The organism is Variovorax sp. PBS-H4, assembly GCF_901827205.1.
In the GTDB taxonomy this organism is placed as follows: Bacteria; Pseudomonadota; Gammaproteobacteria; order Burkholderiales; family Burkholderiaceae_C; genus Variovorax.
Window position 1 is genome coordinate 5,178,424 of the sequence record NZ_LR594675.1, and the last position, 25,053, is coordinate 5,203,476.

20 protein-coding genes are annotated in these 25,053 nt (G+C 68.6%); 6 read left to right on the top strand and 14 right to left on the bottom strand.

Features of this window, described 5'->3' with window-relative positions:
- Positions 1 to 11: 11 nt before the first annotated feature.
- Entirely contained in the window at positions 12 to 809 is a 798-nt protein-coding gene (locus E5CHR_RS24735) for an enoyl-CoA hydratase (RefSeq protein WP_162582285.1), read from the top strand.
- Here the strand turns inward: E5CHR_RS24735 and E5CHR_RS24740 are convergent.
- Positions 806 to 1,363 (bottom strand): HNH endonuclease, encoded by a 558-nt coding sequence (locus E5CHR_RS24740; RefSeq protein WP_068681453.1) that lies wholly within the window; start codon positions 1,361 to 1,363, stop codon positions 806 to 808. The two genes, E5CHR_RS24735 and E5CHR_RS24740, sit on opposite strands and share 4 nt — an antisense overlap.
- 164 nt (positions 1,364 to 1,527) lie before the next feature.
- Here E5CHR_RS24740 and E5CHR_RS24745 point away from each other — a divergent pair, with 164 nt between their 5' ends.
- The 4 genes from E5CHR_RS24745 to E5CHR_RS24760 all read left to right on the top strand — a co-directional run bounded on the left by E5CHR_RS24745 (position 1,528) and on the right by E5CHR_RS24760 (position 7,821).
- Complete coding sequence (locus E5CHR_RS24745) at positions 1,528 to 2,565, top strand: bifunctional riboflavin kinase/FAD synthetase (protein WP_162582286.1); 1,038 nt, start codon at positions 1,528 to 1,530, stop codon at positions 2,563 to 2,565.
- Positions 2,566 to 2,687: 122 nt separating this feature from the next.
- The gene (gene ileS / locus E5CHR_RS24750; protein ID WP_162582287.1) at positions 2,688 to 5,606 is read left to right on the top strand and encodes an isoleucine--tRNA ligase; all 2,919 of its coding nucleotides are present in this window, start codon (positions 2,688 to 2,690) and stop codon (positions 5,604 to 5,606) included.
- A complete protein-coding gene (gene lspA / locus E5CHR_RS24755; RefSeq protein ID WP_162582288.1) occupies positions 5,606 to 6,109 on the top strand; it encodes a signal peptidase II in 504 nt (167 codons plus the stop codon). The genes ileS and lspA overlap by 1 nt, the downstream gene beginning before the upstream one ends.
- A gap of 53 nt (positions 6,110 to 6,162) precedes the next feature.
- On the top strand, positions 6,163 to 7,821 hold the full coding sequence (locus tag E5CHR_RS24760; RefSeq protein WP_162582289.1) for a Na/Pi cotransporter family protein: 1,659 nt from the start codon (positions 6,163 to 6,165) through the stop codon (positions 7,819 to 7,821).
- Positions 7,822 to 7,830: 9 nt separating this feature from the next.
- Here the strand turns inward: E5CHR_RS24760 and E5CHR_RS24765 are convergent, their stop codons facing one another.
- The 9 genes from E5CHR_RS24765 to E5CHR_RS24805 all read right to left on the bottom strand — a co-directional run bounded on the left by E5CHR_RS24765 (position 7,831) and on the right by E5CHR_RS24805 (position 19,509).
- Entirely contained in the window at positions 7,831 to 8,817 is a 987-nt protein-coding gene (locus E5CHR_RS24765) for a quinone oxidoreductase family protein (protein ID WP_162582290.1), read from the bottom strand.
- Positions 8,818 to 8,915: 98 nt separating this feature from the next.
- Positions 8,916 to 9,920, bottom strand: coding sequence for a tripartite tricarboxylate transporter substrate binding protein (locus E5CHR_RS24770; protein WP_162582291.1), 1,005 nt, complete (start codon positions 9,918 to 9,920; stop codon positions 8,916 to 8,918).
- Positions 9,917 to 11,338 carry an amidohydrolase family protein gene (locus E5CHR_RS24775; protein ID WP_162582292.1) on the bottom strand — a complete coding sequence of 474 codons (1,422 nt, stop codon included), beginning with the start codon at positions 11,336 to 11,338 and terminating at the stop codon, positions 9,917 to 9,919. Before E5CHR_RS24775 ends, E5CHR_RS24770 begins: the two co-directional genes overlap by 4 nt.
- Before the next feature lie 32 nt (positions 11,339 to 11,370).
- A complete protein-coding gene (locus E5CHR_RS24780) occupies positions 11,371 to 12,717 on the bottom strand; it encodes an amidohydrolase family protein (protein WP_162582293.1) in 1,347 nt (448 codons plus the stop codon).
- The gene (locus E5CHR_RS24785) at positions 12,714 to 13,733 is read right to left on the bottom strand and encodes an ABC transporter ATP-binding protein (RefSeq protein WP_162582294.1); all 1,020 of its coding nucleotides are present in this window, start codon (positions 13,731 to 13,733) and stop codon (positions 12,714 to 12,716) included. Before E5CHR_RS24785 ends, E5CHR_RS24780 begins: the two co-directional genes overlap by 4 nt.
- Positions 13,730 to 15,706 carry a dipeptide/oligopeptide/nickel ABC transporter permease/ATP-binding protein gene (locus tag E5CHR_RS24790; RefSeq protein ID WP_162582295.1) on the bottom strand — a complete coding sequence of 659 codons (1,977 nt, stop codon included), beginning with the start codon at positions 15,704 to 15,706 and terminating at the stop codon, positions 13,730 to 13,732. The genes E5CHR_RS24785 and E5CHR_RS24790 overlap by 4 nt, the downstream gene beginning before the upstream one ends.
- Complete coding sequence (locus tag E5CHR_RS24795) at positions 15,703 to 16,647, bottom strand: ABC transporter permease (RefSeq protein WP_162582296.1); 945 nt, start codon at positions 16,645 to 16,647, stop codon at positions 15,703 to 15,705. The genes E5CHR_RS24790 and E5CHR_RS24795 overlap by 4 nt, the downstream gene beginning before the upstream one ends.
- Complete coding sequence (locus E5CHR_RS24800; RefSeq protein WP_162582297.1) at positions 16,644 to 18,005, bottom strand: amidohydrolase family protein; 1,362 nt, start codon at positions 18,003 to 18,005, stop codon at positions 16,644 to 16,646. The genes E5CHR_RS24795 and E5CHR_RS24800 overlap by 4 nt, the downstream gene beginning before the upstream one ends.
- Before the next feature lie 13 nt (positions 18,006 to 18,018).
- Positions 18,019 to 19,509 (bottom strand): ABC transporter substrate-binding protein, encoded by a 1,491-nt coding sequence (locus E5CHR_RS24805; protein ID WP_162582298.1) that lies wholly within the window; start codon positions 19,507 to 19,509, stop codon positions 18,019 to 18,021.
- Positions 19,510 to 19,656: 147 nt separating this feature from the next.
- Here E5CHR_RS24805 and E5CHR_RS24810 point away from each other — a divergent pair, with 147 nt between their 5' ends.
- Positions 19,657 to 20,571, top strand: coding sequence for a LysR family transcriptional regulator (locus E5CHR_RS24810; protein ID WP_162582299.1), 915 nt, complete (start codon positions 19,657 to 19,659; stop codon positions 20,569 to 20,571).
- Positions 20,572 to 20,654: 83 nt separating this feature from the next.
- On the opposite strand, the gene E5CHR_RS24815 is transcribed toward E5CHR_RS24810, so the two are convergent.
- The 4 genes from E5CHR_RS24815 to E5CHR_RS24830 are packed head-to-tail and all read right to left on the bottom strand — an operon-like array spanning position 20,655 to position 24,983.
- The gene (locus E5CHR_RS24815) at positions 20,655 to 21,446 is read right to left on the bottom strand and encodes an SDR family oxidoreductase (protein ID WP_162582300.1); all 792 of its coding nucleotides are present in this window, start codon (positions 21,444 to 21,446) and stop codon (positions 20,655 to 20,657) included.
- Positions 21,447 to 21,463: 17 nt separating this feature from the next.
- Complete coding sequence (locus E5CHR_RS24820; RefSeq protein WP_162582301.1) at positions 21,464 to 22,384, bottom strand: DMT family transporter; 921 nt, start codon at positions 22,382 to 22,384, stop codon at positions 21,464 to 21,466.
- A 6-nt stretch (positions 22,385 to 22,390) separates the two neighbouring features.
- Positions 22,391 to 24,004, bottom strand: coding sequence for a gamma-glutamyltransferase family protein (locus tag E5CHR_RS24825; protein WP_162582302.1), 1,614 nt, complete (start codon positions 24,002 to 24,004; stop codon positions 22,391 to 22,393).
- 4 nt (positions 24,005 to 24,008) lie between these two features.
- Positions 24,009 to 24,983, bottom strand: a complete 975-nt coding sequence (locus tag E5CHR_RS24830) for a Bug family tripartite tricarboxylate transporter substrate binding protein (protein ID WP_162583884.1) — start codon at positions 24,981 to 24,983, stop codon at positions 24,009 to 24,011.
- Positions 24,984 to 25,053: the final 70 nt, after the last annotated feature.

Consider the following 25,053-nt stretch of genomic DNA (forward strand, 5'->3'; position numbering starts at 1 on the left):
CGGGCCCCACCATGAATACGAATGCAAACCTCGTGCTGAATGCACGCGACGCCCGCGGCGTGGTCACGCTGACGCTGAACCGTCCGGAGGCCTTCAACGCGCTCTCCGAAGAAATGATCACGGCCCTTGCCGCTGAACTCGACGCTGTCGGTTCCGACGAAGCTGCTCGTTGCGTGGTTCTGGCCGGCGCGGGCAAGGCTTTCTGTGCCGGCCACGACTTGAAGCAGATGCGGGCAGAACCCTCCGCCCGCTACTATGAAGCGCTGTTCGCGCGATGCGGCGAAATGATGCTGGCCCTCCAGCGCCTGCCGGTGCCCGTCATTGCGCGCGTGCATGGCATCGCGACCGCGGCCGGCTGCCAGTTGGTCGCGATGTGTGACCTCGCAGTGGCCTCGAGTGCGGCGAAATTCGCAGTGAGCGGTGTCAACGTCGGCCTGTTCTGCTCCACGCCTGGCGTGGCGCTGTCGCGCAACCTTGGCCGCAAGGCCGCCTTCGAGATGCTGGTGACCGGCGATTTCATCGACGCGAACGAAGCCATGGCCAAGGGCCTGGTCAACCGCGTGGCAGCCCCCGATGCGCTCGATGACGAAGTCGAATCGCTGGTCGCCCGCATCATCGGTAAGCCGAAGACCGCGCTGGCCCTGGGCAAGGCCTTGTTCTACCGCCAGATCGAAACGGGTGTCGAAGCAGCGCTGGCGGATGCCAGCCAGACCATGGCCTGCAACATGATGGACGACAGCGCGCTCGAAGGCGTCCAGGCTTTCATCGAGAAACGGCCGCCGAAGTGGCCGGGCCCGGCAACAGGCTAACCGTGCAGCCGCGAGTTGTGCGGCAGGTGCGCCATCAGGAACTCCATCTGGTCAGCGAGGATGCGGCGGTTGCGCAGAATGAAGTCTTCCCAGAGGCTGGGCACGTAGGGCGCGTAGAGCAACGGCATGTTCGCCTGCTCGGGGGTGCGGCTGCTCTTGCGGTGGTTGCAGGGCTTGCAGGCCGTCACCACGTTCATCCAGCTGTCGATGCCGTTCTGCGCGAACGGGATGATGTGCTCGCGCGTGAGGTCTTCCTCGTGGAAGTGGCCGCCGCAGTACGCGCAGATGTTGCGGTCTCGCGCGAACAGCTTGCTGTTGGTGAGGCCAGGACGCATCGCGAAGGGATTGATGCGCGGCACGCCCTTGGTGCCGATGATGCTGTTGATCGCAATCTGCGACTGCTGGCCCGTGACCGCGTTGTGCCCGCCGCGGAACACCGCCACCTGCGCACCGACTTCCCAGCGCACCTCGTCCGCCGCGTAATGGATCACCGCCTGTTCCAGCGAGATCCACGACTGGGGCAGCCCCTGGGCCGAGAGCTTCAAGACCTTCACACACGCCTCCTCACGAAAGGGAAGAACCACGGAAAGACCAGGCCGTCGCGCAGACCGACCGGCTTGCGAGCGACGCACTGCGTCACAATATACCGGCTTTGTGACAAAAAGCCCCGAGTGAGCCCATTGGCGGGCGCGAAGCGCTATCAAAAAGATATCACCAGATGCAGGTTTTCCGCGGTTTCAGGCATCCGGGCGTGGCTCCGGCCTGCGCCTTGACCATCGGCAATTTCGACGGCGTGCACAGGGGGCACCAGGCCATGCTGGGGCTGCTCAACACGGAAGCGCGCCTGCGCGGAATTCCAAGCTGCGTGCTCACCTTCGAGCCCCATCCCCGCGACTACTTCGCCCAGCGCACCAAGCGGCCCGAACTGGCGCCGGCGCGCATCGGCACCTTGCGTGACAAGCTCAGCGCGCTGGCGGCCAGTGGTGTGAGCCAGACCATCGTGCTGCCCTTCGACGCCCGGCTCGCCTCCCAGACAGCCGAGGATTTCATCCAGCATGTGCTGATCGACGGCCTGGGCGCGCGCTACATCCTGGTGGGCGACGATTTCCGCTTCGGCGCCAAGCGCGCGGGCGACTACGCGATGCTCGACGCCGCCGGCGAGGCCCACGGCTTCGACGTCGCGCGCATGAACAGCTACGAGGTGCACGGCCTGCGGGTGTCCAGCTCTGCCGTGCGCGAAGCCCTGGCCGAGGGCCGGATGAGCGACGCACAGGCCCTGCTCGGCCGTCCCTATGCGATCTCGGGCCACGTGGTTCACGGCCGCAAGCTGGGCCGTGCGCTGGGCGCGTCGGCCCCCGGGCGCGACGATGGCTTCCGCACCCTCAACCTTCGCTTCAAACACTGGAAGCCGGCCGCCAGCGGCATCTTTGCGGTGCTGGTGCACGGCCTGGCCGAGCAGCCGCTGCACGGCGTCGCCAACCTGGGTGTGCGCCCTTCGCTCGATGCCAACGACGTGAACGCCGGCCGGGTCCTGCTCGAGACCCACTGCCTCGATTGGCCCGCCAAGCTCGGCGAAGAAGGGGCCTACGGTAAAATCGTCCGCGTGGAACTGCTGCACAAACTGCACGACGAATTGCGCTACACCAGCCTCGAGGCCCTGACGGCGGGCATTGCGAAGGATGGCCGCGATGCACGTGCGTTCTTCGCTTCCGCCCACGCCGAGACCCGTCGCCAGACCACGCGCGATCGAATTTAGCCCGGGCCCGACCGCGCCACCGCCCTTCTGCAAGCTCGGGGCGAGCGGCTTTTTTCCTTCGCACCGACGCCTTCCCCAAGGTTCGGGCCGAGCCTGTCGAAGTCCTCTGTTCGAACTTCACCATGTCTGCTGACGCCGCCTCCACCACCGACTACCGCGCCACCCTCAACCTGCCCGACACGCCCTTCCCGATGCGCGGCGACCTGCCCAAGCGCGAGCCGGGCTGGGTCCAGGAATGGAACGACGAAGGACGCTACCACCGCCTGCGCGACGCCCGCCGCGGCGCGCCCAAGTTCATCCTGCACGACGGCCCGCCCTATGCCAACGGCCAGATCCACATGGGCCATGCCGTCAACAAGATCCTGAAGGACATGATCACCAAGGCGCGCCAGCTCGAGGGCTACGACGCGCTCTACGTGCCCGGCTGGGACTGCCACGGCCTGCCGATCGAAAACGCCATCGAGAAGAAGTACGGCCGAAACCTCAGCCGCGACGAAATGCAGGCCAAGAGCCGCGCCTACGCGTCCGAGCAGATCGCGCAGCAGATGGCCGACTTCCAGCGCCTGGGCGTGCTGGGCGAATGGGACCATCCATACAAGACCATGGATTTCGCCAACGAGGCGGGCGAGCTGCGCGCATTCAAGCGCGTGATCGAGCGGGGCTTCGTTTATCGCGGGCTGAAGCCCGTGTACTGGTGCTTCGACTGCGGCTCCTCGCTGGCGGAGTTCGAGATCGAGTATGCGGACAAGAAGTCGAACACGGTCGATGTCGCCTTCAAGGCGCACGAGCCGAATCGGGTGCTGGAGGCCTTCGGAACAGAGAGCGAAGGCAAGGACATCTTCGCGGTGATCTGGACCACCACCGCGTGGACCATCCCCGCCAACCAGGCGCTCAACCTCAACCCCGAGCTCGACTACGCGCTGGTCGACACCGAGCGCGGCCTGCTGATCCTGGCCGCCTCGCTGGTCGAGATGTGCATGAACCGCTACGCGCTTGACGGCAAGGTGCTCGCCACGGTCAAGGGCGAGAAGCTGGGCGGCCTGGAGTTCGAGCACCCGCTGTACGACGTCGATCCCGGCTACCGCCGCCTGTCGCCCGTCTACCTGGCCGACTACGCCACCGCCGACGACGGCACCGGCATCGTCCACTCCTCCCCGGCTTACGGCCTGGACGACTTCAATTCCTGCGTCTCCCACGGCCTGGCCTACGACGACATCCTGAACCCCGTCCAGGGCAACGGCACCTATGCGCCGGACTTCCCGCTCTTCGGCGGCGAACACATCTGGAAGGCGGTGCCGCACATCATCCAGGCCCTGCGCGATGCCGGCCGGCTGCTGGCCACCGAGGCCATCACCCACAGCTACCCGCACTGCTGGCGCCACAAGACGCCAGTGATCTATCGCGCCGCCGCACAATGGTTCGTGCGCATGGACGAGGGCGAGGGCGTGTTCACCAAGGACAAGGCGCCCAAGACCCTGCGCCGGATGGCGCTGGAGGCGATCGAAGAGACCGGCTTCTATCCCGAGAACGGCAAGGCGCGCCTGCACGACATGATCGCCAACCGGCCCGACTGGTGCATCAGCCGCCAGCGCAGTTGGGGCGTGCCGATCCCCTTCTTCCTGCACAAGGACACGGGCGAACTGCATCCTCGCACCATGGAGATCCTCGACCAGGCCGCCGGCATCGTCGAACAGGGCGGCATCGAAGCCTGGAGCCGGGTGACGGCCGAGGAGATCCTCGGGCCCGACGACGCACCCCACTACACCAAGAGCACCGACATCCTCGAGGTCTGGTTCGACTCCGGCTCCACGTTTTCGCACGTGCTGCGCGGCACCCATGCAAACGTGCACCACGAGACCGGCCCCGAGGCGGACCTCTACCTCGAAGGCCATGACCAGCACCGCGGCTGGTTCCACTCGTCGCTGCTGATCGCCTGCGCGCTCGAAGGCCGCGCCCCCTACAAGGGCCTGCTGACCCACGGTTTCACCGTCGACAGCCAGGGCCGCAAGATGAGCAAGTCGCTCGGCAATGGCATCGAGCCGCAGGAAGTGAACAAGAAGCTCGGCGCAGAGATCATCCGCCTCTGGGTGGCGGCCAGCGACTACTCGGGCGACATCGCCGGCGACGACAAGATCCTCGCCCGCGTGGTGGATGCCTACCGCCGCATCCGCAACACACTGCGCTTCCTGCTCGCCAACACGAGCGACTTCGACATCGCCAAGGATGCGGTGCCACTCGACCAGTTGCTCGAGATCGACCGCTACGCCCTGAGCCGCGCCGCGCAGTTCCAGGCCGAGGTGCTCGCGCACTACAAGGTCTACGAATTCCACCCGGTGGTGGCCAAGCTGCAGGTCTACTGTTCGGAGGACCTGGGCGCGTTCTATCTCGACATCCTGAAGGACCGCCTCTATACCACCGCGCCCGGCTCTCTCGCGCGGCGTAGCGCGCAGACGGCGCTCTGGCACATCACGCAGGCGATGCTGCGCTGGATGGCGCCCTTCCTGAGCTTCACGGCGGAAGAGGCCTGGAAGTTCTGCGGCAACGGCGAGTCGATCTTCACCCAGGTCTACTGCAAGCTGGGCCAGCCCAACGAGGCGCTCCTGGCCAAGTGGTCGCGCATCCGCGAAGTGCGCAACGGCATCAACAAGAGCATCGAAGCGCTGCGCACCGAAGGCAAGGTCGGCTCTTCGCTGCAAGCCAACGTGGCGCTGTGGGCGGACGGGCAGATCCTGGCCGACCTGCAGAGCCTGGGCGATGACCTCAAGTTTGTCTTCATCACCTCTGCGGCTGCAATACGCCCCGCCGATTCACATGAAATCGCAAGGGCGGGAGCCACCAACCTTGCGCCGACCGGCGGATCGCACGTCGGTGCCATGGAGATGGGCATGCTTGCGTCCAAGGTGACGTCCTCCGAAAGCACCAAGTGCGAGCGCTGCTGGCACTGGCGCGACGACGTCGGCCACGACCCGGCGCACCCGGGCCTGTGCAGCCGCTGCACCAGCAACCTGTTCGGCGCGGGCGAAGCCAGGAGCGCTGCCTGATGGCCGCCACCCGCTCCCTCGCCTCGCCGCGCACCGGCATCTGGCCCTGGCTCGCGCTGGCGCTGGTGATCCTGATCCTCGACCAGTTCACCAAGACGCTGATCCTCGGCTACTACAAGCTGGGCGATGCCACCTACGTCACCAGCTTCTTCAACATCGTGCGCGCCCACAACACCGGAGCCGCCTTCTCCTTCCTCGCGGACGCAGCGGGCTGGCAGCGCTGGTTCTTCACCGCCATCGGGGTCGCGGCGGCGCTGTTCATCGTCTGGATGCTGCGCTCGCATGCGGGGCAAAAGCTCTTCTCCTTCGCCATGGCTGCAATCCTCGGCGGCGCGATCGGCAACGTGGTCGACCGCATGATGCATGGCTACGTGGTCGACTTCCTCGACTTCCACCTGGCCGGCCGGCACTTCCCCGCCTTCAACGTGGCCGACAGCGCCATCACGCTCGGCGCGATCTGCCTCATCCTCGACGAGCTGCGACGCGTGCGCCGCGGCAAGTAGCGGCCGCCTCCGGCAAGCGCGGGCCGACGGCTGGTCTATAGTCGTCGGCTTCCATGAAGCACCTGTTGAATCTACTGGCCGCCGTTGCGCTGCTGGTATGGGGCACCCATCTCGTTCGCACCGGCGTGCTGCGCGTCTTCGGCGCCAACCTGCGCAAGATCCTGGTCCACAGCATGCGCAACCGCTTTACCGCGGCGCTTTCGGGCATCGGCGTCACGGCGCTGGTCCAGTCGAGCACCGCCACGTCGCTGATGACCTCCTCCTTCGTCGGCCAGGGCCTGGTGGCGCTGCCGGCCGCGCTGGCCGTGATGCGCGGCGCCGACGTGGGCACCGCGCTGATGTCGGTGCTGTTCTCGGCCGACCTCTCCTGGCTGTCGCCGCTCTTCATCTTCGTCGGCGTCGTGCTTTTCATCTCGCGCGGCTCCAGCGTGGCAGGCCGCGTCGGGCGGGTGCTGATCGGCCTCGGCCTGATGCTGCTGGCGCTGCGCCTGGTGGTCGAAGCCACCGGGCCGCTGTTCTCTTCGCCGGCAGTCCTCGAACTGCTCGCCTCGCTCGGCAGCGACGTGCTGCTGGAGATCACCATCGGCGCGGTGCTGGCCATCGCGGCCTACTCCAGTCTCGCGGTGGTGCTGCTGGTGGCCGCCATGGCGAGCTCCAACGTGGTGCCGCTGGACGTGGCGCTGGGCCTGGTGCTGGGCGCCAACCTCGGCAGCGGCCTGCTGGCCGTGCTGACCACCGCGAAATCCTCGGTCGAAGTGCGCCAGGTCACCGTGGGCAACCTCGTCTTCAAGCTGCTGGGCGTGGCGATCGCCGCGCCCTTTGTCGGGACCTACCTGCGCGAGGCCCGGCCCTATATCTCCGACGCAACGCAGCTGGTCGTGCTCTTCCACCTGGGCTTCAATCTGGTGATCAGCATCGGCTTCATCGGCTTCACCGGCTGGGTCGCGCGACTGATGACGCACCTGCTCCCCATGCCGACCGACCCCACGGCCATGCAGCGGCCGCGCCACCTCGATCCGTCGGCGCTGTCCACGCCCACCCTCGCCATCTCCAATGCCGCGCGCGAGGCCCTGCACCAGGCCGACGTGGTCGAGACCATGCTGATCGGCATGCTCAAGGTGATCCGCGACAACGACCTGCGCCTGGCTGCCGAGCTGCGCAAGATGGACGACACGGTGGACGAGCTGTACTCGGCCATCAAGTACTACCTGACCAAGATCTCCCGCGAGGCACTCGGCGAGGAGGAAAGCCGGCGCTGGACCGACATCGTCAGCTTCACGATCAACATGGAGCAGATCGGCGACATCATCGAGCGGGTGATCCTCGACATCGAGGACAAGAAGATCAAGAAGCAACGCAACTTCTCGGCCGCCGGCATGCGCGAGATCGTCGAGCTGCACGAGCGCCTGCTCGCCAACCTGCGGCTCGGCATGAGCGTGTTCCTCAATGCCAACGTGCGCGACGCCCAGAAGCTGCTGGAGGAGAAGGCGCGCTTTCGCGACCTGGAGCGTGCCTACGCTTCCACGCACCTCGAGCGGCTTGCGGAACAGACCGCCTCGAGCATCGAGACCAGCTCGCTGCACATCGACCTGATCAGCGAGCTCAAGCGCATCAACTCGCACATCTGCTCGATCGCCTACCCGATCCTCGACTCCGCCGGCGCGCTCTCGCGCACGCGGATGCGCGAGTCGCGGCTCAGTCCGATGGAGTGAGCCGGCCCTTCAAAGCGTGAGGATCGTGCAGCCCGTGGTCTTGCGCGCTTCCAGGTCGCGGTGTGCCTGCTGCACCTCGGCCAGCGGATAGCGCTGTGCGATCGGGATCTTGACCGCGCCGCTTTCCACCACCTTGAACAGGTCGTCCGCCATTGCCTGCGTGCGCTCGCGGCTCGAGGTGTGGGAGAACAGCGTCGGACGGGTCACGTAGAGCGAGCCCTTGGACGCCAGCAGGCCGAGATTGAAGGGCGGCACCGGCCCCGAGCCGTTGCCGAAGATCGCGAGCAGGCCGAAGGGCCGCAGGCAGTCCAGCGAGCCCTCGAAGGTGTCCTTGCCCACCGAGTCGTAGACCACCTTCACGCCCTGGCCGCCTGTGATCTCCTTGACGCGCTCGGCGAAATTCTCTTTGCTGTAGTTGATCGCATGCGCCGCGCCGTGCTCCAGCGCCAGCTTGCACTTGGCGTCGGTCCCGGCCGTGCCGATCAGCTGCAGGCCCAGGGCCTTGGCCCACTGACAGGCGATCAGGCCGACGCCCCCGGCAGCGGCGTGGAAGAGGATGAAGTCGCCCGGCTGCAAGCCCTCGGCCGGCAGCGTCTTCTTCAGCAGGTACTGGGCGGTCAGGCCCTTGAGCATCATGGCCGCGCCGGTCTCGAAAGAGATGGCATCGGGCAGCCTGCACACGTTCTTCGCGGGCATCACGCGCAGCTCGCTGTAGGCGCCGGGTGGCTGGCTGGCATAGGCGGCACGGTCGCCAGCCTTGAGGTGCGCAACGCCCTCGCCTACCGCCTCGACCACCCCCGCGGCTTCCATGCCGAGCTGAAGCGGCATCGCGAACGGATAGAGCCCGCTGCGTTGGTAGGTGTCGATGAAGTTGAGGCCGACCGCATGGTGGCGGATGCGTATTTCGCCGGGGCCGGGCTCGCCGACCTCCACGTCGACGATCTTCAGTTCCTCGGGACCGCCGTGGCGGTCGATGCGAACGGCTTGGCTGCGCATGGGTGTCCTCTTTCAGTTCGGCTTGCACGAAAAGAGCACATGGTAGACACGCCGGCGATCCGGCGCAGCGCCGCGCCAAATGTCCGCGCGCCGGCGGATCAGTTCGGCGGCGCGATGTTCTCGTCGCGCACCACTTTCGTCCACCGCGCAACATCGGTGGCCAGAAAGGCCTGCGCTTCGCGTGCGGTGGTAGGCCAGGGCTCCGCCGCCTGCAGCTTGAGCGTCTGGACGATATCGGGCCGCCGCAGCGTGGCCTGCACCATCTCGTTGAGCTTCGCGGTGATCGCCGGCGGCAGGTTTTTCGGGCCGGCCAGCGCATACCAGGCGCTCACGTCGAAGTCCGGCAGCACCGTCTCGGCGACGCTGGGCACCTCCGGAAAGGCCGCGAAGCGGTTGCGCGACGTGACGGCCAACGGCTTGACCTTGCCGCTCTCGATGTGCGAGGCCATGCCGGCCAGCGAGGTGAAGATGATCGGCACTTCGCCGCCCATCACTGCCAGCGCCGGCGCGCTGCCGCCCTTGTAGGGCACGTGGGTGAACTGCACGCCGGCACGCGCCTGGAACAGCACGGCGGCCAGGTGCATGCCGCTGCCGGTGCCGCCGGAGCCGTAGTCGATCTTGCCGGGCTGCGCCTTGGCTTGCGCCACCAGTTCCTGGATGCTGTTCGCCGTGGCGCCAGGCCCGGCGATGATCGCGAAGGGGCTGCGCGCCACCATCGAGATCATGGTGAAGTCGTTGACCGCGTCGAAGGGCAGCGACTTGTACAGGCCCGGCGCCGCCGAATGGCCCGAGGCCATCAGGAACAGCGTGTAGCCGTCGGGTTCGGCCTTGGCGACGTAGTTCGCGCCGATGGTCCCGCCTGCACCGGGCTTGCCCTCGACGACGGCCTGCTGGCCGAACTGCTCCGGGAACTGCGCCGCCAGCAGGCGCGCCAGGGCGTCCACCGGGCCGCCGGAGGTGAAGCCGTGGATGATGCGCACCGGCTTCTGCGGCCAGGCCGCGGGGGCCGCACCCTGCGCGCCGGCGGGCGTGGCGGCCCACAGCAGCGAGGCCGATGCCAGCGCAGCGGCCGCCAGACGCCGCAAGGAGGACGAGGTGCTCATAGGACGAAGCGCTCCGGTTGTGGCCCGCGCTCGACGGGCCGTGATTCGTAATGGCCTTCCTCGAACATGCGCAGCCGCGAGGCCAGCAGTTCCTCGTTGAGCCGCGCCAGCCGCCCGGCGTCGAAGCACAGCCGGCCGTCGCGCTTGGCGAAGCGTCCCGCGACCATGACGATCTCGATATCGGAAGTTTCGGCGTACATGACCACCACGTGGGCCGGGTTTCCCCCTGGCATGGCGGGAAAGATGTTGAGCCCGCGGGTGTCGAACATCACCAGGTCGGCCTGCTTGCCGGGCGTGATCGAGCCTGTCTTCTTCTCCAGGCCGAAGGCTTTTGCACCGCCCATCGTGGCCCAGTACAGCGCATCGCGGGTCAGTGTCGAATGCTGCGTCTTCGCGGGCCACTGCCCGGCCGCGTAGAGGCTGCGGTTGTCGAGCTCGCGCTGGTGCAGAAAGGCATGGCGCATGACCCAGAGCATCGAGCTGTTGAAGTAGGGGTCGCAATCGGTCCCGATCGAGGGCACCGCGCCATGCTTCACCAGCCGCCCCAGCATCGCCGGCTGCTCGTAGTTCAGCATCTCGGTGAGATTGGTGGCGGTGATGGTGCAGCCGGCGTCGAGCACGATCTTCAGTTCGGCGTCGTCGAAGCAGTTCCCGTGCCCGATGTTGTGGTCCGGCCCGAGCAGGCCTTCGGCCGCCAGCCGGGGATAGCCGTCCTCGACCACCCGCTTGCCCTTGCGGCCGTAGGTGTGGGCCGAGTTGATCAGCCCGTATTCGCGCGCGAGCCGGATGTCGTGCGCCGCGACGTCGTACTCGCCCCAATCGGGCCCGAGGATCGCCATCGCGAGCGTGACCAGGCGGTCGTCGGAAGCGAGGCGGCCGGTACGCAGGCGGTGGATCTCCTCCCGCGGGAACGGCTTCTTGTGGTACGGGATCTCGCCCGGGCGTTCCGGCGGCTTCACCGTCCCGCGCGCGAAGACGGCGCGCACGCCCGACTCCTCCAGCGCGTCGATGGCCGTGTCGGTCATTTCGGCGTCGCGCAGGATGTGACACCAGTCGACGATGGTGGTGGTGCCGTTGCGCAGCTGGTTGAGCGCCCCGAGCAGGTTGCCCAGGTACACGTCGCGCACGCCGTAGCGGGTGGCGAGGTTCTTGTGCATGTTGGCGTGGTAGTCGCGGCTGCCGACCCAGTCGCTGCCGATGCCGCGCAGCTGGAACTCCCAGGTGTGGATGTGGGCGTTGACCATGCCGGGCGTGACGATGCGGCCACGGCCGTCCACCACTTCATCGGCCTCGGCACCCAGGCGTGGGCCGACCGCGAGGATTTTCTCGCCCTCGATCAGGATGTCGGCTTCGTCGAAGTCGCCGACGGCAGGGTCCATGGAGAGCACGCAGGCGTTCTGGATCAGGGTTCGGGTCATGTCTGCATCGATCAGTTGGTTGGAAGAAGAACTCAGGGTGCTGGCGCCGCGGCGCCGAACAGGCGTTCGCGCACGCGCCGGGTGGCGTCGACCGCCGCTTCGCGCGCGCCGCCCACCAGCTCGCCGCCGCGCTTGCGCACGTGGCCGTCCACGATCACGGTGTCGACGTCGCCCACGTTGGCCTGCAGCACCACGTGCGCGGCCGGGTCGCCCAGGGAGGGGCTGTAGCGGCCGGCGCGCAGCAGCACCAGGTCGGCCAGGCAGCCCGGCGCGATGCGCCCCAGCAACTCGCCCATGCCGATGGCGCGCGCGGCGTTCACGGTCGCATAGGCCAGCAGGTCGCGCGGCTGGATGAAGGGCGTGCCCGGATGGCGCACCAGCGGCCAACGGCCGGCGGCGCGTTCGCGCTCGGCTTCCTCGGCGCGCATCAGCAGGAAGGTCAGGCGCATCTGCGAGAACAGGTCGAGCGCGACGCGCGAGGGGACGTCCACGCCGAGGCTGGGCGTCACGCCGGCCCGGTGGGCACGCGCGATCACGCTGGTCGAGCGGCCGTCGCCCACCTCGCTCTCCGGCGTGAACGAGATGCCGCCGCCGCATTGCGCGATGAGCGCCAGCTCCTCGTCCAGGATCGGGTTGCAGTGCACCGGCAGCATGTCGCGGCCCAGCAGTCCGGCACCGTGCAGTTCATGGATCTGGCCCGCGACGTTCTGGTGGAAGGTCATCGGCAGGCCGAGTTCGCGCGCCAGGGCGATCTCGGGTTCCACCAGCGCCAGTCCCGCGAACTCGAGCGAGGCCAGCGCCACGGACAGGCGCACGAGCGCGTCGGCATCGCCGGCCCGTTCGCGCTGCAGCCCGCGCACCTGTTCCAGCCGCCACGGGTGGTCGGTGGCCAGCGTCTCGAAGCGCCCCAGCATGCCGTACCCGAACAGCACCCGCTGGCCCGTCCGGTCGTGCGCACGCAGCCCGGCCTCGGCATGGCCGGGGGTCATCACGTTGTGGCAGAAGTCCAGCACGGCCGTGATGCCGTTGTCGAGCATCTCCACGCCGGTGGCGAAAGTGGCATCGCCCACATCCTCGGCGGTGAATCGCTCGCGCAGCGGAAAGATGTGGCGGTTGTAGTCCCCCATGCCCCACATGCCCGCGCCCAGTCCCTTGAGCGGGCCTTGCCAAAGGTGGGTGTGGGTGTCGATCAGGCCCGGGATCAGGATCATCCCCCGGCCGTCGATGCAGTCGGCGCCAGAGCCGTCGAGGCCCTGCCCGACCGCGGCGATGCGGCGCCCTTCGATGCGCACATCGGCGGCCTGCAGGTCGCCGAGCGACGGGTCCATGCTGATGACGTTGGCACCGCGGACCAGCAGCGCGTGGCTTGGGGCATTCATGCGGCGATTGCCTCCTCTTCGATCTCGTGCAGCCGGATACAGGCCGCGCGGCCGTCCGCGCCGCTCGCCTCGAGCTCGGGCATGCGCTGCCGGCACGCCTCCACGGCCCAGCGGCAGCGCGTGTGAAAGGCACAGCCCGGAGGCGGCGACAGCGGGCTCGGCAACTCGCCGCGCAGCTGCAGCCGCCGTGCGCGCGAGCGCTGCTCCTGCAGTTGCGGATCGGCCACCAGCGTGGAAGCCACCAGCATGCGCGTATAGGGATGGCGCGGCGCGTCGTGCACCTGCGCCGCCGGTCCGGTCTCCACCAGACGGCCCAGGTACAGCACGCCGACGCGGTGGCTCACGTGCCGCACCACGTCGAGGTTGTGCGCGATGAACAGGTAGCTGAGTCCGAACTCGCGCTGCAGCTCGACCAGCAGGTTGATCACCTGGGCCTGCGTGCTGAGGTCCAGCGCGCTCACCGGCTCGTCGCAGATGATGAGCCGTGGCCGCACCGCCAGCGCCCGCGCGATGGCCACGCGCTGGCGCTGTCCGCCCGACAGCTCGTGCGGATGGCGCTGCGCGTGGTAGGCGGCCAGCCCGACGCTGTCGACGATGCGCGCCACCTCGCGGCCGCGCGCAGACGCGTCCATCGGGCGATGGCGCTGAATGGCCTGCTCGAGGGTCGCGCCCACCGTCTGCCGCGGATTGAGCGAAGACATCGGGTCCTGGAACACGACCTGCACGTCGCGCCGGTAGTGCAGCGGCGTGCGCGGTCCGAAGGCGGTGATGTCTTCCCCGCCGAAGCGGACATGCCCGGCGGTGGCCGGCACCAGCCGCAGGATCGCCCGCCCGATCGTGCTCTTGCCCGAGCCGGATTCGCCGACCAGGCCGAAGGTCTGGCCGGGCTCGATGGTGAAGCTCACGTCGCGCACCGCCGACAGCGTTCGGGCGCGGCCGAACATGCCGTGGCGCAGGCGGAAGTCCACCGACAGGTTCTCGACGCTCAGCAGGGGTGCCGTCGTGACCGGGTTCATGGCAGCACCTTCTCTTCTTTCCGCTGCGGCGCGGACGCCTCGATGCGCAGGCATCGCACCCCATGGTCCAGCGCCACCGGCGCGGCGGTGCAAGCGTCGATGGCGCGGGGGCAGCGCGGATGGAAGCGGCAGCCCTGCGGCCAGGCCCAAGCCGGCGGTACGCGCCCGGGAATGGTGGCCAGCGTGGCGCCGCCGGCGCCGCCCTTGGGCATTGCCGCGAGCAGCGCGGCCGTGTAGGGATGGCGAGGGCGCGCGAGCACGTCCCGCACCGGGCCGGTCTCGACCATCTGGCCCGCGTACATCACTGCCACGCGGTCGCAGGCATCGGCGACCACCCCGAGGTCGTGGGTGATCAGCAAGATCGACATGCCCAGGCGCTTTCGCAAGTCCATCAGCAGGTCCAGCACCTGCGCCTGGATGGTCACGTCGAGCGCGGTGGTCGGCTCGTCGGCGATCAGGAGCTCCGGCTCGCAGGCCAGTGCCCCGGCGATCACCACGCGCTGCGCCATGCCGCCGGAGAACTGGTGCGGATAGTCGTCCAGCCGCCGGTGTGCGTCCGGCACGCCTACCATCTCCAGCAATTCGATGGCACGTGCGCGCGCCTGCCGTGCATCGAGCCGTCTGTGGGCCCGCACGGCATCGGCGAGTTGCCGCCCGATGGTGTGGACCGGCGACAGCGCCGCTCCCGCGTCCTGGAACACCATGCCGATGCGGCGCCCGCGGATCTCGCGTGCCAGTGCCTCGTCCATGCCGACCAGTTCGGTGTCGCCCAGGCGAACCGACCCCGCCGCCACGCGAGCGGCCGGTGGCAGCAGGCCGATGATCGCGGCGGCGGTGATCGACTTGCCGCAGCCCGACTCGCCCACCAGCCCCAGCACCTCGCCGCGGCGCAGGTGCAGCGACACGTCGCTGAGCAGTTCGGCGTCGCCCTGCGGGCCCTGGAGGCGCACGCTCAGGTGGCTCAGGCGCAGCAGGGTATCGGGCGGCAGCGGCTCGGCAGCAGCGGGCACGGGGCCGGGCTGCGCCGCCATCGGTGCTGCCGCGGCACGCCGCGCCACGCGCGCCCCGCCTGGCAGCAGGCCATCGCGAAGGGCATCGCCGAGCAGGTTGAAGGACAGCACCGTCAGCGTGATCGCCACGCCTGGCAGCACCGGCAGGAAGGGCTGCTCGCTCTGGAATTGGCGCGCGGTCTCCAGCATCGCGCCCCAGCTCACCTGGGCGCTGTCGGCCCCCACGCCGAGGAAGCTCAGCATGGCTTCGATCAGCAGCGCCGTGCCGAGCGAGATGGAGGCCTGCACCACCAGCGGCCCCGCCACGTTCGGCAGGATCTGCCGCAGCATGATCGAGACCGGCCCGAGCCCCAGCACGCGCGCCGCATCCACGTACAGCCGCTCACGCTCGGCCAGCACCACCGCGCGCGTGATGCGCATGAAGCTGACCGAGAAGATCAGCCCCACCGCGAGCATCGCGTTGGCCAGGCCCTTTCCGAATACGCCGATCAGCGCCAGCGCCAGCAGCACCGCCGGGATGGACTGCATCACGTCTGCGAACCGCATCGCGATACGGTCCAGCCAGCCGCCGAGATAGCCGGCGGCGAGGCCGATGCCGATGCCCAGCACCGCACCGATCGCCACGCTCTCGAAGGAGGCCAGCAGCGCCGTGCGGGCGCCGAAGACCAGGCGCGAGAGCGTGTCGCGGCCGAGGTCGTCGGTGCCCAACCAGTAGATCGGATTGGGTGCTTCCAGCCGGTGCTTGAGGTCGGGATGGAACGGGTCGTGCGGCGCCACGAGCGGCGCTGCCACCGCGCACACCAGCAGCAACAGCAGCCAGGCGGCGGGCAGCAGCACGAAGGGTCGTGCCAAGACCTTCAGCCGCGGTGCGAGGCGCGCGCGGCCGGAGGATTCATCATTGGCGGCGGCAGCGGGCGTGGCCATGGCGGACAGCGTCTGGGCGGGTACGGCGGTGGTGTTCAATGGACGCGCACCTTCGGGTTGATCAGCCCGTAGCCGATGTCTGCCACGAGGTTGACGGCGAGCACGATGAGCGCAATGACGACGACCACGCCTTGCAGCACCGGGAAGTCCGCCCGCACCACGCTGTCGATCAGCAGCGTGCCCAGCGCGGGCACCGCGAAGATGCGCTCGATGGCGATGCTGGCGCCGACCAGCACCGACATCTGGATCGCGATCACGCTGAGCACCGGCACCATCGCGTTGCGAATGGCGTAGCGCCAGACGATGGTGCGCGGCGGCAGCCCGCGCGCGCGCAGGGCATGTACGCAGGGCGACTGCAGGACCTCGATCATCGCGCTGCGCATCTGGCGCGCGATCACCGCTGCCGTGTGCACGCTCAGCGCCACCGCCGGCAGCACCAGGCCGCGTGCCCACTCCAACGGGTCCTCGGCGAAGGGCGTGTACCCCACCACCTGGAACCACTGCAGGTTGACCGCGAAAGCGAGCGAGAGCAGCAGCGCCAGCCAGATGCTGGGCACCGCCAGGCCCAGCGAGACCAGCAGGGTCAGCGCCCGGTCGGCCCAGGAACCGTGGCGCACCGCTGCCGCGATGCCCAGCGGCAGGCCGAGCAGCAGCGCCAGCAGCATGCCGGCCAGCGCCAGCGAGAGCGTGACGCCGATGCCGTCGGCGATGGCGGCGCTCACCGGGAGGCTGGTGTACAGCGACTGGCCCAGGTCGCCCCGCAGTGCGCCGCCGATCCAGCCAAGGAACTGCTCGGGCAGCGGACGGTCCAGCCCCAGGCCGCGTGCGTATTCGGCGCGATCGGCCGCGGAGGCGCCAGGGCCCAGGATCTGGCTGACCGGATCGGTCGAGGTCATCCGCGTCAGCACGAAGGTGAAGAGCGAGACCGCGAACAGGATCGGCAGCACCGCGCCGAGCCGCGCAAGCAGCAGGCGCCTCATGCGCGCACCCCCTGCCCGGCGGCCGGGCCGAGCACGCGTTCGCGCACGCGCCGGGTCGCGGCCGCGGCCTCGGCCGGATCGAGGTCGAGCAGGCGCCCGCCGCGCTTTCGCACGCGACCGTCGACCAGCACCGTGTCCACGTCCGCGGCGCAGCTCTGCAGCGCAACGTGGGCCGCCGCATCGCCGAGCGACATGCCGTAGGGCCCGGTGCGCAGCAGCACCAGGTCGGCACGCAGGCCCGGCGCGATGCGGCCGATCTCGTCGCCCAGGCCGAGCGCGCGGGCTGCGTTGACGGTCGTGTACTCGAGCATGTGGCGCGGCTGGGCATGCGGCGTGCCGGGATGGCGCGCAAGCGGCCAGCGGCCGGCGATGCGCTCGACCGTGGCCTCCTCGTTGCGCAGCACCTGGAAGGTCAGGCGCATCTGCGCGAACAGGTCCAGCGCAACGCGCGAGGGGATGTCGACGCCGAGGCTGGGCGTCACGCCGGCCCGGTGCGCGCGGCCGATGATGCTCATCGGCCGGCCGCCGCCGAACTCGCCCTCGACGGTGAAGGAGATGCCGCAGCCGTGCTGCGCCAGCAGCGCCAGCTCGTGGTCGGTCGCCACGTTCGCATGCACGGGGAGCAGGTCGCCGCCCAGCAGGCCGGCCTGGTGCAGCGCCTGGATCTGGCCGGGCGGGTTCTGGTGAAAGCTCATCTGCAGGCCGAGCTCGCGTCCGAGCGCGATCTCGGTGGCGACCAGCTCCAGGCCCGCGTACTCCAGCGAGCCGAGCGCAATGCCCAGGTGCAGCAAGCCCCCGGCCTCGCCGAGCTCGCGCGACAGGCTGCGGATCTGCTCCAGCCGCCAGCCGTGCTCGGCCGCCAGCGTCTTGAAGGCGCCGAGCATGCCGTACGCGAACAGGATGCGCTGCCCGGTGCGCCGGTGCGCCGCGATCGACTGCTCGGCGTGGGCCGGCGTCATCACGTTGTGGCAGAAGTCCAGAACGGTGGTGATGCCGTGGTCCAGCATCTCGACCCCGCAGGCGAAAGTGGCGTCGTGCATGTCGTCGGCCGAGAACTTCTCGCGCAGCGGGAACACGTGCCGGCTGTAGTCGGCGGCGCCCCACAGGCCGGCGCCGAGGCCCTTGAGCGGCGCCTGCCACATGTGGGTGTGCGAATCGATCAGGCCCGGGATCAGGACCATGCCCTCGGCCTCGATGCACTCGGCGCCTTCCGGCATGTCGAGCGAAGGGCCGACGGCGGCGATGCGCTCGCCATGCACCAGCACGTCGCCGCGGGCGAGCTCGCCCACCTGCGGGTCCATGCTGAGCACGGTGGCGCCCCGGATCAGGAGGAGGCGCTCGGGATTGCTGGCGGTCATGGTGCCCTTCCCTTCAGCGCGCCAGCCGCACATCGGCGTAGCGGAACACCGCCACGTCCCCGACGGTGGAGACCACCTTCGCGATCTTCTTCGGGTTGTAGGCCCAGTAGGCGGCGTAGTCGAAGAAGCCGCAGTCCAGCGCCTCGTCGTTGACCACCTTGATCATCTTCTGCCAGCTCGCGTTCTGGGCCTTCGGGTCCTCGGCGGCAAGCGCCTCCTTGACCGCCGCGTCGACCGCCGGGAAGGTGGTGCCCAGCGGGTTGCCGGCGCCGGTGGGAGCGAAGTGGTAGAGGTAGTAGTCGTAGGGCCCGGTGTCCTGCGAGTCGGTCAGGATGGCGGCCGCGTACTTGCCGCTGCGGAAGGTGCTGAAGAACTGGCCGAAGGTCATCAGGTCCAGCTTCACCTCGATGCCGATCTGCGCCATCTGGCTCTTGAACAGCTCGGCGATGGTGCGCTGGTTGTCGAAGCTCGCCAGCGTGACCTGCGGCTTGGGGTTGCCCAGTTCGGCCATCAGCTGCTTCGCCTTCGGGAGGTCGTGGGGGTAGCCCTTCACCTCCGGGTTGTAGCCGGGGACGCCCTCGCGCACCCGCTGGGTGTGGACCTTGCCGCGGCCGCCCAACTGGGCATCGATGTAGTCCTGCGGGTTCATCGCATGGCAGACGGCCTGGCGCAGCTTGGTGCTGTTGAAGATCTTGACCGTGTCCATCATCTGCAGGTGCCACAGCACCGAAGGGAACCAGCTCACCTTCATGCCCTCGCGCTCGGCACGCGTGGCGATCGACGCGTTGGTCCAGACGATATCGACCTGGCCTGTGCGCAGCGCGTTGTAGAGGCTGTCGGCGTCGTTGATGTAGGTCACTTCGATGCGGCGCACGCCCACTGCTTCCGGCGCGTAGTAGCCGTCGTAGTAGCTGACCACCTGGCGCAGGCCTTTGACCACATCCTTGGCCTCGTGCTTCCAGGGGCCGGTGCCGACCGGCGCGGTTTTCCAGCTGCCGCTGTCGAGCGCCTTCGGCGACACCATGTACGCGCCACGGCGTGCCAGGTTGGGCATCAGGTTGGGCGAGGGCCGCTTGAGCAGCACGTCCACCTGCGTCGGCGAGACAGCGACGAACTTGTCCACGCCGTCCATCACGCCGCGCCACTGGCCGGGCGTGTCGCGCACGCGCTCGAGGTTCTTCACCACGGCGGCGGCATCGAAGGGTGTGCCGTCATGGAAGGTGACCCCCTGGCGCAGCGTCAATTCGACCTTGGTCGGGCTTTCCTTCCAGGCGGTGGCCAGGCGCGGCACGATCGCAACCCCGTCGGGCGCCATCTCGGCCAGGCCTTCGTAGACCAGCGAGGTGTAGGTGCTGTTGGCCTTGGTCAGCGTCTCCCAGTCGTCCAGCTGCTGGTTGGTGCCGAAGCGCAGGGTGCCTGCCGGCTCGGCGGCTGCGAGCCCGAGGCAGCAGGCCAGGCCTGCCGCGAAGGTGAGGCGCCGGATGCGCGCACGCATGGTCATCATTTCTCCTCCAGGTCGTGGGTGGTGGTGGCGGCGGGCTGGTGCCGCTGTGCCAAGGCCCCGTCGTCACTCCTGAAGGAATGTTGACAGTTTCCTTATCACGCATAAACATCTCGAACGAGAAGAATCGCTTTCGAGATTGGAAAGAATTTGGACCGACTGACCTGCATGGCCGTGTTCCGCAAGGTCGTGGAGCGCCACAGCTTCAGCGACGCCGCGGAAGAGCTCGCGATGTCCGCGGGCTCGGTGAGCAAGTACGTCGCCGCGCTGGAGACTCACGTGGGCACGCCCTTGCTGGCGCGCACCACGCGGCGCATCAGCCTCACCGAGGCGGGCCGCACCTACTACGCGAGTTGCATCCGCATCCTCGACGACATCGAGGAGGCCGAGAAGACCGCCGGCCGCCTGCACCCCACGCCGCGCGGCCTGCTCAAGGTGCGCGCCCCGGTGTCGTTGGGGTCGGCGCACCTGGGCCGCAGCATCGCGGACTTTCTTGCGAGCTTCCCCGAGGTCAAGCTCGAGCTGACGCTGAACGACTACTTCGTCGACCCGGCCGAGGCCGGCTTCGATGTTTCCATCCTGATCGCCGGCAAGGACCGCGAACCCATGCGTGGCGCGCGGCCCATCGGCCGCATGGCGCGGGCGATGGTGGCCTCACCGGCCTACCTCGCGCGCCATGGCGAGCCGGCGACCCCGCAGGAGCTCAAGCGCCACAACTGCATGGTCTACAACCGCGGGCAGCTGCCTGACGAATGGCACGTGACCGCGCCCGGCGGGGATCGCACCGTGCGCGTGACCGGAAACTGCCGTTGCAACAACAGCCTGGTGCTGCGCGAGTCCCTGCTGGAAGGCGCAGGCATCGGCCTGCTGCCGACCTTCCTGGTCGCCGACGACATCGCCGCCGGCAGCTTGCGCGCGGTGCTGCCCGAGTGGGCGCCCGAATCACGCACGCTCTATGCGGTGTTCCCGCAGCCGCGCCAGCCATCGGCCAAGGTGCGGGAATTCGTGGACTTTCTTGCGCACAGCTTCGCGGTGGACAGCCAGTGGAGGCTGGCGTTCGAGTGACCTGTTCTGCGTGCCTCTGGCTTGCCGTGGCTGTTGTGGGCAGCGTGAACGAAGTGAACGCGACAGAGTGCGCGGACGAGGTCTCAATAGGTCCCCGGGTACGCCCCACCATCGGCCAGGATGTTCTGCCCGTTCAAATACCCCGCCTGCACGCTGCACAGAAAGGCGCAGATCGCGCCGAATTCCTCGGGCGTGCCGAAGCGCTTTGCCGGGATGGTCTTCTTGCGGCTCTCCCATACCGTATCGAAGTCCTGCCCCGACTTCTTGGCGGCGCCGGCCATCGTGCCCTTGAGGCGGTCGGTCTCGAACGCCCCCGGCAGCAGGTTGTTGAGCGTCACGCCCCGCGCCGCGACCGGGCTGCGCGCCACGCCGGCCACGAAGCCGGTGAGCCCGCTGCGTGCGCCGTTGGACAGGCCGAGAATGTCGATCGGCGCCTTCACCGAGCTGGAAGTGATGTTGACGATGCGTCCGAAACCGCGCGCCGCCATGCCGTCGATCGTGGCCTTGATCAGCTCGATCGGCGTCAGCATGTTGGCCTCGACCGCCTTGATCCAGGCCTCACGGTCCCAGTCGCGAAAGTCGCCCGGCGGCGGGCCCCCGGCATTGGTGACGACGATGTCGAAGTCCTGGTGCGCGGCAAAGGCTGCCGCGCGGCCCTCGGGCGTGGTGATGTCGGCGGCCACCGGCCGGACCCACGGCCCACCCGCACGCGCGGCCGCCTCGAGCTTCTTCGCAGCGTCGTCGAGCGCCTCGGCACCGCGCGCCACGACCACCACGTTCACGCCCTCGCGCACCAGCGCCTCGGCGCAGCCATAGCCCAGCCCCTTGCTGGCACCGCACACCAGGGCCGTGCGGCCCGTGATTCCAAGATCCATGATCGATTCCCCGGGGCCTAGCGCCCCTTTGTGAAGACAAAGATGCCCGCGATCACCAGCGCCGTGCCGGCCGCGATCCACGCAGTGAAGGGCTCGCCGAGGATCAGCGCGCCCATCACGACGGTCGACATCGGCCCGATCATGCCTGTTTGCGCGGCCATCGCGGGGCCGATGCGCTCGATCGCCATCATTACCGCGAGCACCGGCAGCGCGGTACACACCGTCGCGTTGAGCACCGACAGCCAGATCACCTCGGGCGCCACCTGCAGGATCGTGTCCAGCGGACGCAGCAACGCGAACTGCACGATGCACAACACGCAGGCCACGCCGGTCGCCAGCCCGACCAGCCGGAGCGAGCCGAGGCGCTTGACGAACTCGCCGCTGGCGAGCAGGTAGATCGCGTAGCTCACCGCGCTCAGGAACACCAGCAACGTGCCAAAGGCCGCCTCGCTGGACTGGCCCAGGCTCATCTCATGGCCAAAGACCAGCAGCACGCCCGCATAGCTGATCGCCATGCCGGCCATCTGCCAGCGCGTGATGCGGCGGCGGTAGGCGATCCAGCCGAACAGCAGCACCAGCGTCGGGTTGAGATAGAGGATGAGCCGCTCCAGGCTCGCCGTGATGTAGGCCAGCCCGGCGAAATCGAGAAAGCTGGCCAGGTAGTAGCCCGAGAAGCCCAGCCCGACCACGCCGATCCAGTCGCGCCGCGTGAGCGCCGGCCTGCCGCGCCCGGCCCACCACGCCATGAGCGCAAACAGCGGCAGCGCAAACAGCATGCGAAGCATGATCAACATGACCGCGTCCACCCCGTAGCGATAGGCCAGCTTGACGATGATGGCCTTGCCGCTGAAGGCGATGGCCCCTACCGAGGCGAGCGCGAGCCCGGGGCCGAGGTGCTTGTGTGCGCGCGATCCTGTGGCGGCCGGGGCGGAGGACATCGGCGATCAGAACCCGGCGGCGAGGCCGTCGCGGCGCGCATCGCTCGCCGCCACATAGCCTTCGACCGCCGGCTCGCCCGCGCGCCAGATGAACTGGCCGGCGCCGAAGTCCTGGTAGGAGTCGTTGATCACCTCGACCTTGTGGCCGAGCGCGCCGAGGCCTTGCACGAGTTCAGGCTTCATCGCCGCTTCGGCGTTGATCTCGAGCCCGTGGTTGAAGCGCCAGCGCGGAGCATCGCAGGCGGCCTGCAGGTTCTGGCCATGGTCCAGCATGCGCACGAGGGTCTGCATGTGGCCCTGCGGCTGCATGTTGCCGCCCATCACGCCGAAGCTCATCACCGGCTGGCCGTCCTTCGTCAGGAAGGCCGGGATGATGGTGTGGAAGGGCCGCTTGTGCGGCTCGACCACGTTCGGGCTCTTGGCGTCCAGGCTGAAGCCGTGCCCACGGTTCTGCAGGCTGATGCCGAAGGACGGCTCCACGCAACCCGAGCCGAAGCCCATGTAGTTGCTCTGGATGAAGCTCACCATCATGCCGCTCTCGTCGGCCGCGGTGAGATAGATCGTGCCGCCCTTGATCGGGTTGCCAGCCTTGAAGTCCTGCGCCTTGTTCACGTCGATGAGTCTGGCACGTGATGCGAGGTACGCGCCATCGAGCATTTGCAGCGGGGACACCTCCATCGACGATGGGTCCGACACGTACCGGTAGGTATCGGCAAAGGCCAGCTTCATCGCCTCGATCTGCAGGTGCTGCGAGGCCACCGAGTCGACCGGCATCGAGCCCATGTCGAAGTTCTGCAGGATGCCCAGCGCGATCAGGGCCGCGATGCCCTGTCCGTTGGGCGGCATCTCGTGCACGGTGTAGCCGCGGTAGTCCTGCGCGATCGGCGCCACCCACTCGGGCTTCCAGTTCGCGAGGTCGCGCACCTTGAGGCTGCCACCCTGCGCGCCCGAGAACTTCTCCAGCGCCTCGGCGATCTCCCCGCTGTAGAACGCATCCCCCTTCGTGGCGGCGATGGCCTTGAGCGCGCGGGCCGCCGCCGGAAAGCGAAACAGCTCGCCGACCTCGGGCGCGCGGCCCCAGGGCAGGAAAGCATCGGCGAAGCCGGGCTGCGCTTGCAGGATCGGCGTGGCGGCGGCCCACTTCTGCTGCACCACCGGCGGCACCAGGTAGCCGCGATCGGCGATCTCGATGGCCGGCGCCATCAGGTCCTCGAAGGCCAGCTTGCCGAAGTGCTCGGACAGCGCGACCCAGCCGCCCACGGCGCCTGGCACCGTGACCGAATCGATGCCGCGCTGCGGCGGCGTCCTGGCGTCGTTGCCGTACTTGCGCTGGAAGTACTCCGGCGTCCAGGCGGCAGGCGAGCAGCCCGAGGCATTGAGCCCGTGCAACTTCTCGCCGTCCCACAGGATGCAGAAGGCATCGCTGCCCAGGCCGTTGCTCACGGGCTCGACCAGCGTCATCACGGCCGCGGTCGCGATCGCGGCATCGACCGCGTTGCCGCCCTGCTGCAGGATGCGAAGGCCGGCTTGCGCGGCGAGTGGATGCGAGGTCGACACCACGTTGCGCGCGAAGACCGGAATGCGGGTAGACGTGTAGGGGTTGGCGTAGTCAAACTTCATGGCTTCAGTCGCTGATGATCTTGCGTTCGATGATGATCTTCTTCCACTTGGCAGCGTCCTGCGCCACCATCGCCGCGAATTGCGCGGGCGTTCCGGTGGCCGGCTCGATGCCCAACCTGGACAGCTTGTCGCGCACTTCCGGATCGCTCACCGCCTCGTTGGCCGCGGCGTTGACGCGCGCGACGAGATCGGCCGGCAATCCCTTCGGCCCGTAGAGGCCGAACCAGGTGTTCGACTCGAAGCCCGGCAGCACGTCGGCAATTGCCGGCAGCTCGGGTGCCAGCGGGCTGCGCTTCAGCGAGGTCACCCCCAGCGCGCGCAGGCGGCCGTCGCGCACATGCGGCATGCCGGTCGGCAGCGCGTCGAAGAGCACGTCCACCTTGCCGCTGATCAGGTCGGGAATCGCGAGCGCCGTGCCCTTGTACGGAATGTGGGTGACGAACACGCCGGCCTGCGACTTGAAGAGCTCCGCCGTGAGCTGCACGATGGTGCCGTTGCCGCTGGAGGCGTAGTTGAGCTTGCCGGGGTTCTTCTTGGCGTAGTCGATCCATTCGCGCACGGTCTTCGCCGGCGAGCTGTTGGGCACCAGCATGATGCTGGGCGCATCGCCCACATGCGCGATGGGCGCGAAATCGCGAACCGCGTCGTAGGGGAGCTTCGGGTTGATCGCCGGCCCGATCGAATGCGTGCTGGTGGTGGCCAGGAGCAGCGTGTAGCCGTCGGCCGGGGCCTTGGCCGCGAGGTCGGAGCCGATCGCGCCGCCCGCCCCCGGCTTGTTGTCGATCACCAGCGTCGTGCCGAGCTTTTCGCCCATCTTCTGCGACAGCGTGCGCGCGAAGAGATCGGTGGCGCCGCCGGCCGGGAAAGGCACGACCAGGCGGATCGGCTTGTTGGGGTAGGCCTGCTGCGCGAACGCCGCGGGCCCTGCAGTCGCGCACAGCACCAGGGCGGCGGCGCGAAGAAAAGTGGATCTCTTCAGCTTCATGGGATGAGATTCTGACGCTTCGGCGCAGGGTCCGTTCAAAAGCAAAACGGCGCCCGAAGGCGCC

What these genes read in the sequence shown, in the direction of transcription:
- E5CHR_RS24795 (WP_162582296.1), bottom strand. Translation starts at nt 16,647, where the DNA reads ATGAGGCGCCTGCTGCTTGCGCGGCTCGGCGCGGTGCTGCCGATCCTG.
- E5CHR_RS24815 (WP_162582300.1), bottom strand. Translation starts at nt 21,446, where the DNA reads ATGGATCTTGGAATCACGGGCCGCACGGCCCTGGTGTGCGGTGCCAGC.
- E5CHR_RS24805 (WP_162582298.1), bottom strand. Translation starts at nt 19,509, where the DNA reads ATGATGACCATGCGTGCGCGCATCCGGCGCCTCACCTTCGCGGCAGGC.
- E5CHR_RS24760 (WP_162582289.1), top strand. Translation starts at nt 6,163, where the DNA reads ATGAAGCACCTGTTGAATCTACTGGCCGCCGTTGCGCTGCTGGTATGG.
- E5CHR_RS24825 (WP_162582302.1), bottom strand. Translation starts at nt 24,004, where the DNA reads ATGAAGTTTGACTACGCCAACCCCTACACGTCTACCCGCATTCCGGTC.
- E5CHR_RS24785 (WP_162582294.1), bottom strand. Translation starts at nt 13,733, where the DNA reads ATGAACCCGGTCACGACGGCACCCCTGCTGAGCGTCGAGAACCTGTCG.
- E5CHR_RS24765 (WP_162582290.1), bottom strand. Translation starts at nt 8,817, where the DNA reads ATGCGCAGCCAAGCCGTTCGCATCGACCGCCACGGCGGTCCCGAGGAA.
- E5CHR_RS24775 (WP_162582292.1), bottom strand. Translation starts at nt 11,338, where the DNA reads ATGACCCGAACCCTGATCCAGAACGCCTGCGTGCTCTCCATGGACCCT.
- E5CHR_RS24735 (WP_162582285.1), top strand. Translation starts at nt 12, where the DNA reads ATGAATACGAATGCAAACCTCGTGCTGAATGCACGCGACGCCCGCGGC.
- ileS (WP_162582287.1), top strand. Translation starts at nt 2,688, where the DNA reads ATGTCTGCTGACGCCGCCTCCACCACCGACTACCGCGCCACCCTCAAC.
- lspA (WP_162582288.1), top strand. Translation starts at nt 5,606, where the DNA reads ATGGCCGCCACCCGCTCCCTCGCCTCGCCGCGCACCGGCATCTGGCCC.
- E5CHR_RS24780 (WP_162582293.1), bottom strand. Translation starts at nt 12,717, where the DNA reads ATGAATGCCCCAAGCCACGCGCTGCTGGTCCGCGGTGCCAACGTCATC.
- E5CHR_RS24800 (WP_162582297.1), bottom strand. Translation starts at nt 18,005, where the DNA reads ATGACCGCCAGCAATCCCGAGCGCCTCCTCCTGATCCGGGGCGCCACC.
- E5CHR_RS24745 (WP_162582286.1), top strand. Translation starts at nt 1,528, where the DNA reads ATGCAGGTTTTCCGCGGTTTCAGGCATCCGGGCGTGGCTCCGGCCTGC.
- E5CHR_RS24820 (WP_162582301.1), bottom strand. Translation starts at nt 22,384, where the DNA reads ATGTCCTCCGCCCCGGCCGCCACAGGATCGCGCGCACACAAGCACCTC.
- E5CHR_RS24770 (WP_162582291.1), bottom strand. Translation starts at nt 9,920, where the DNA reads ATGAGCACCTCGTCCTCCTTGCGGCGTCTGGCGGCCGCTGCGCTGGCA.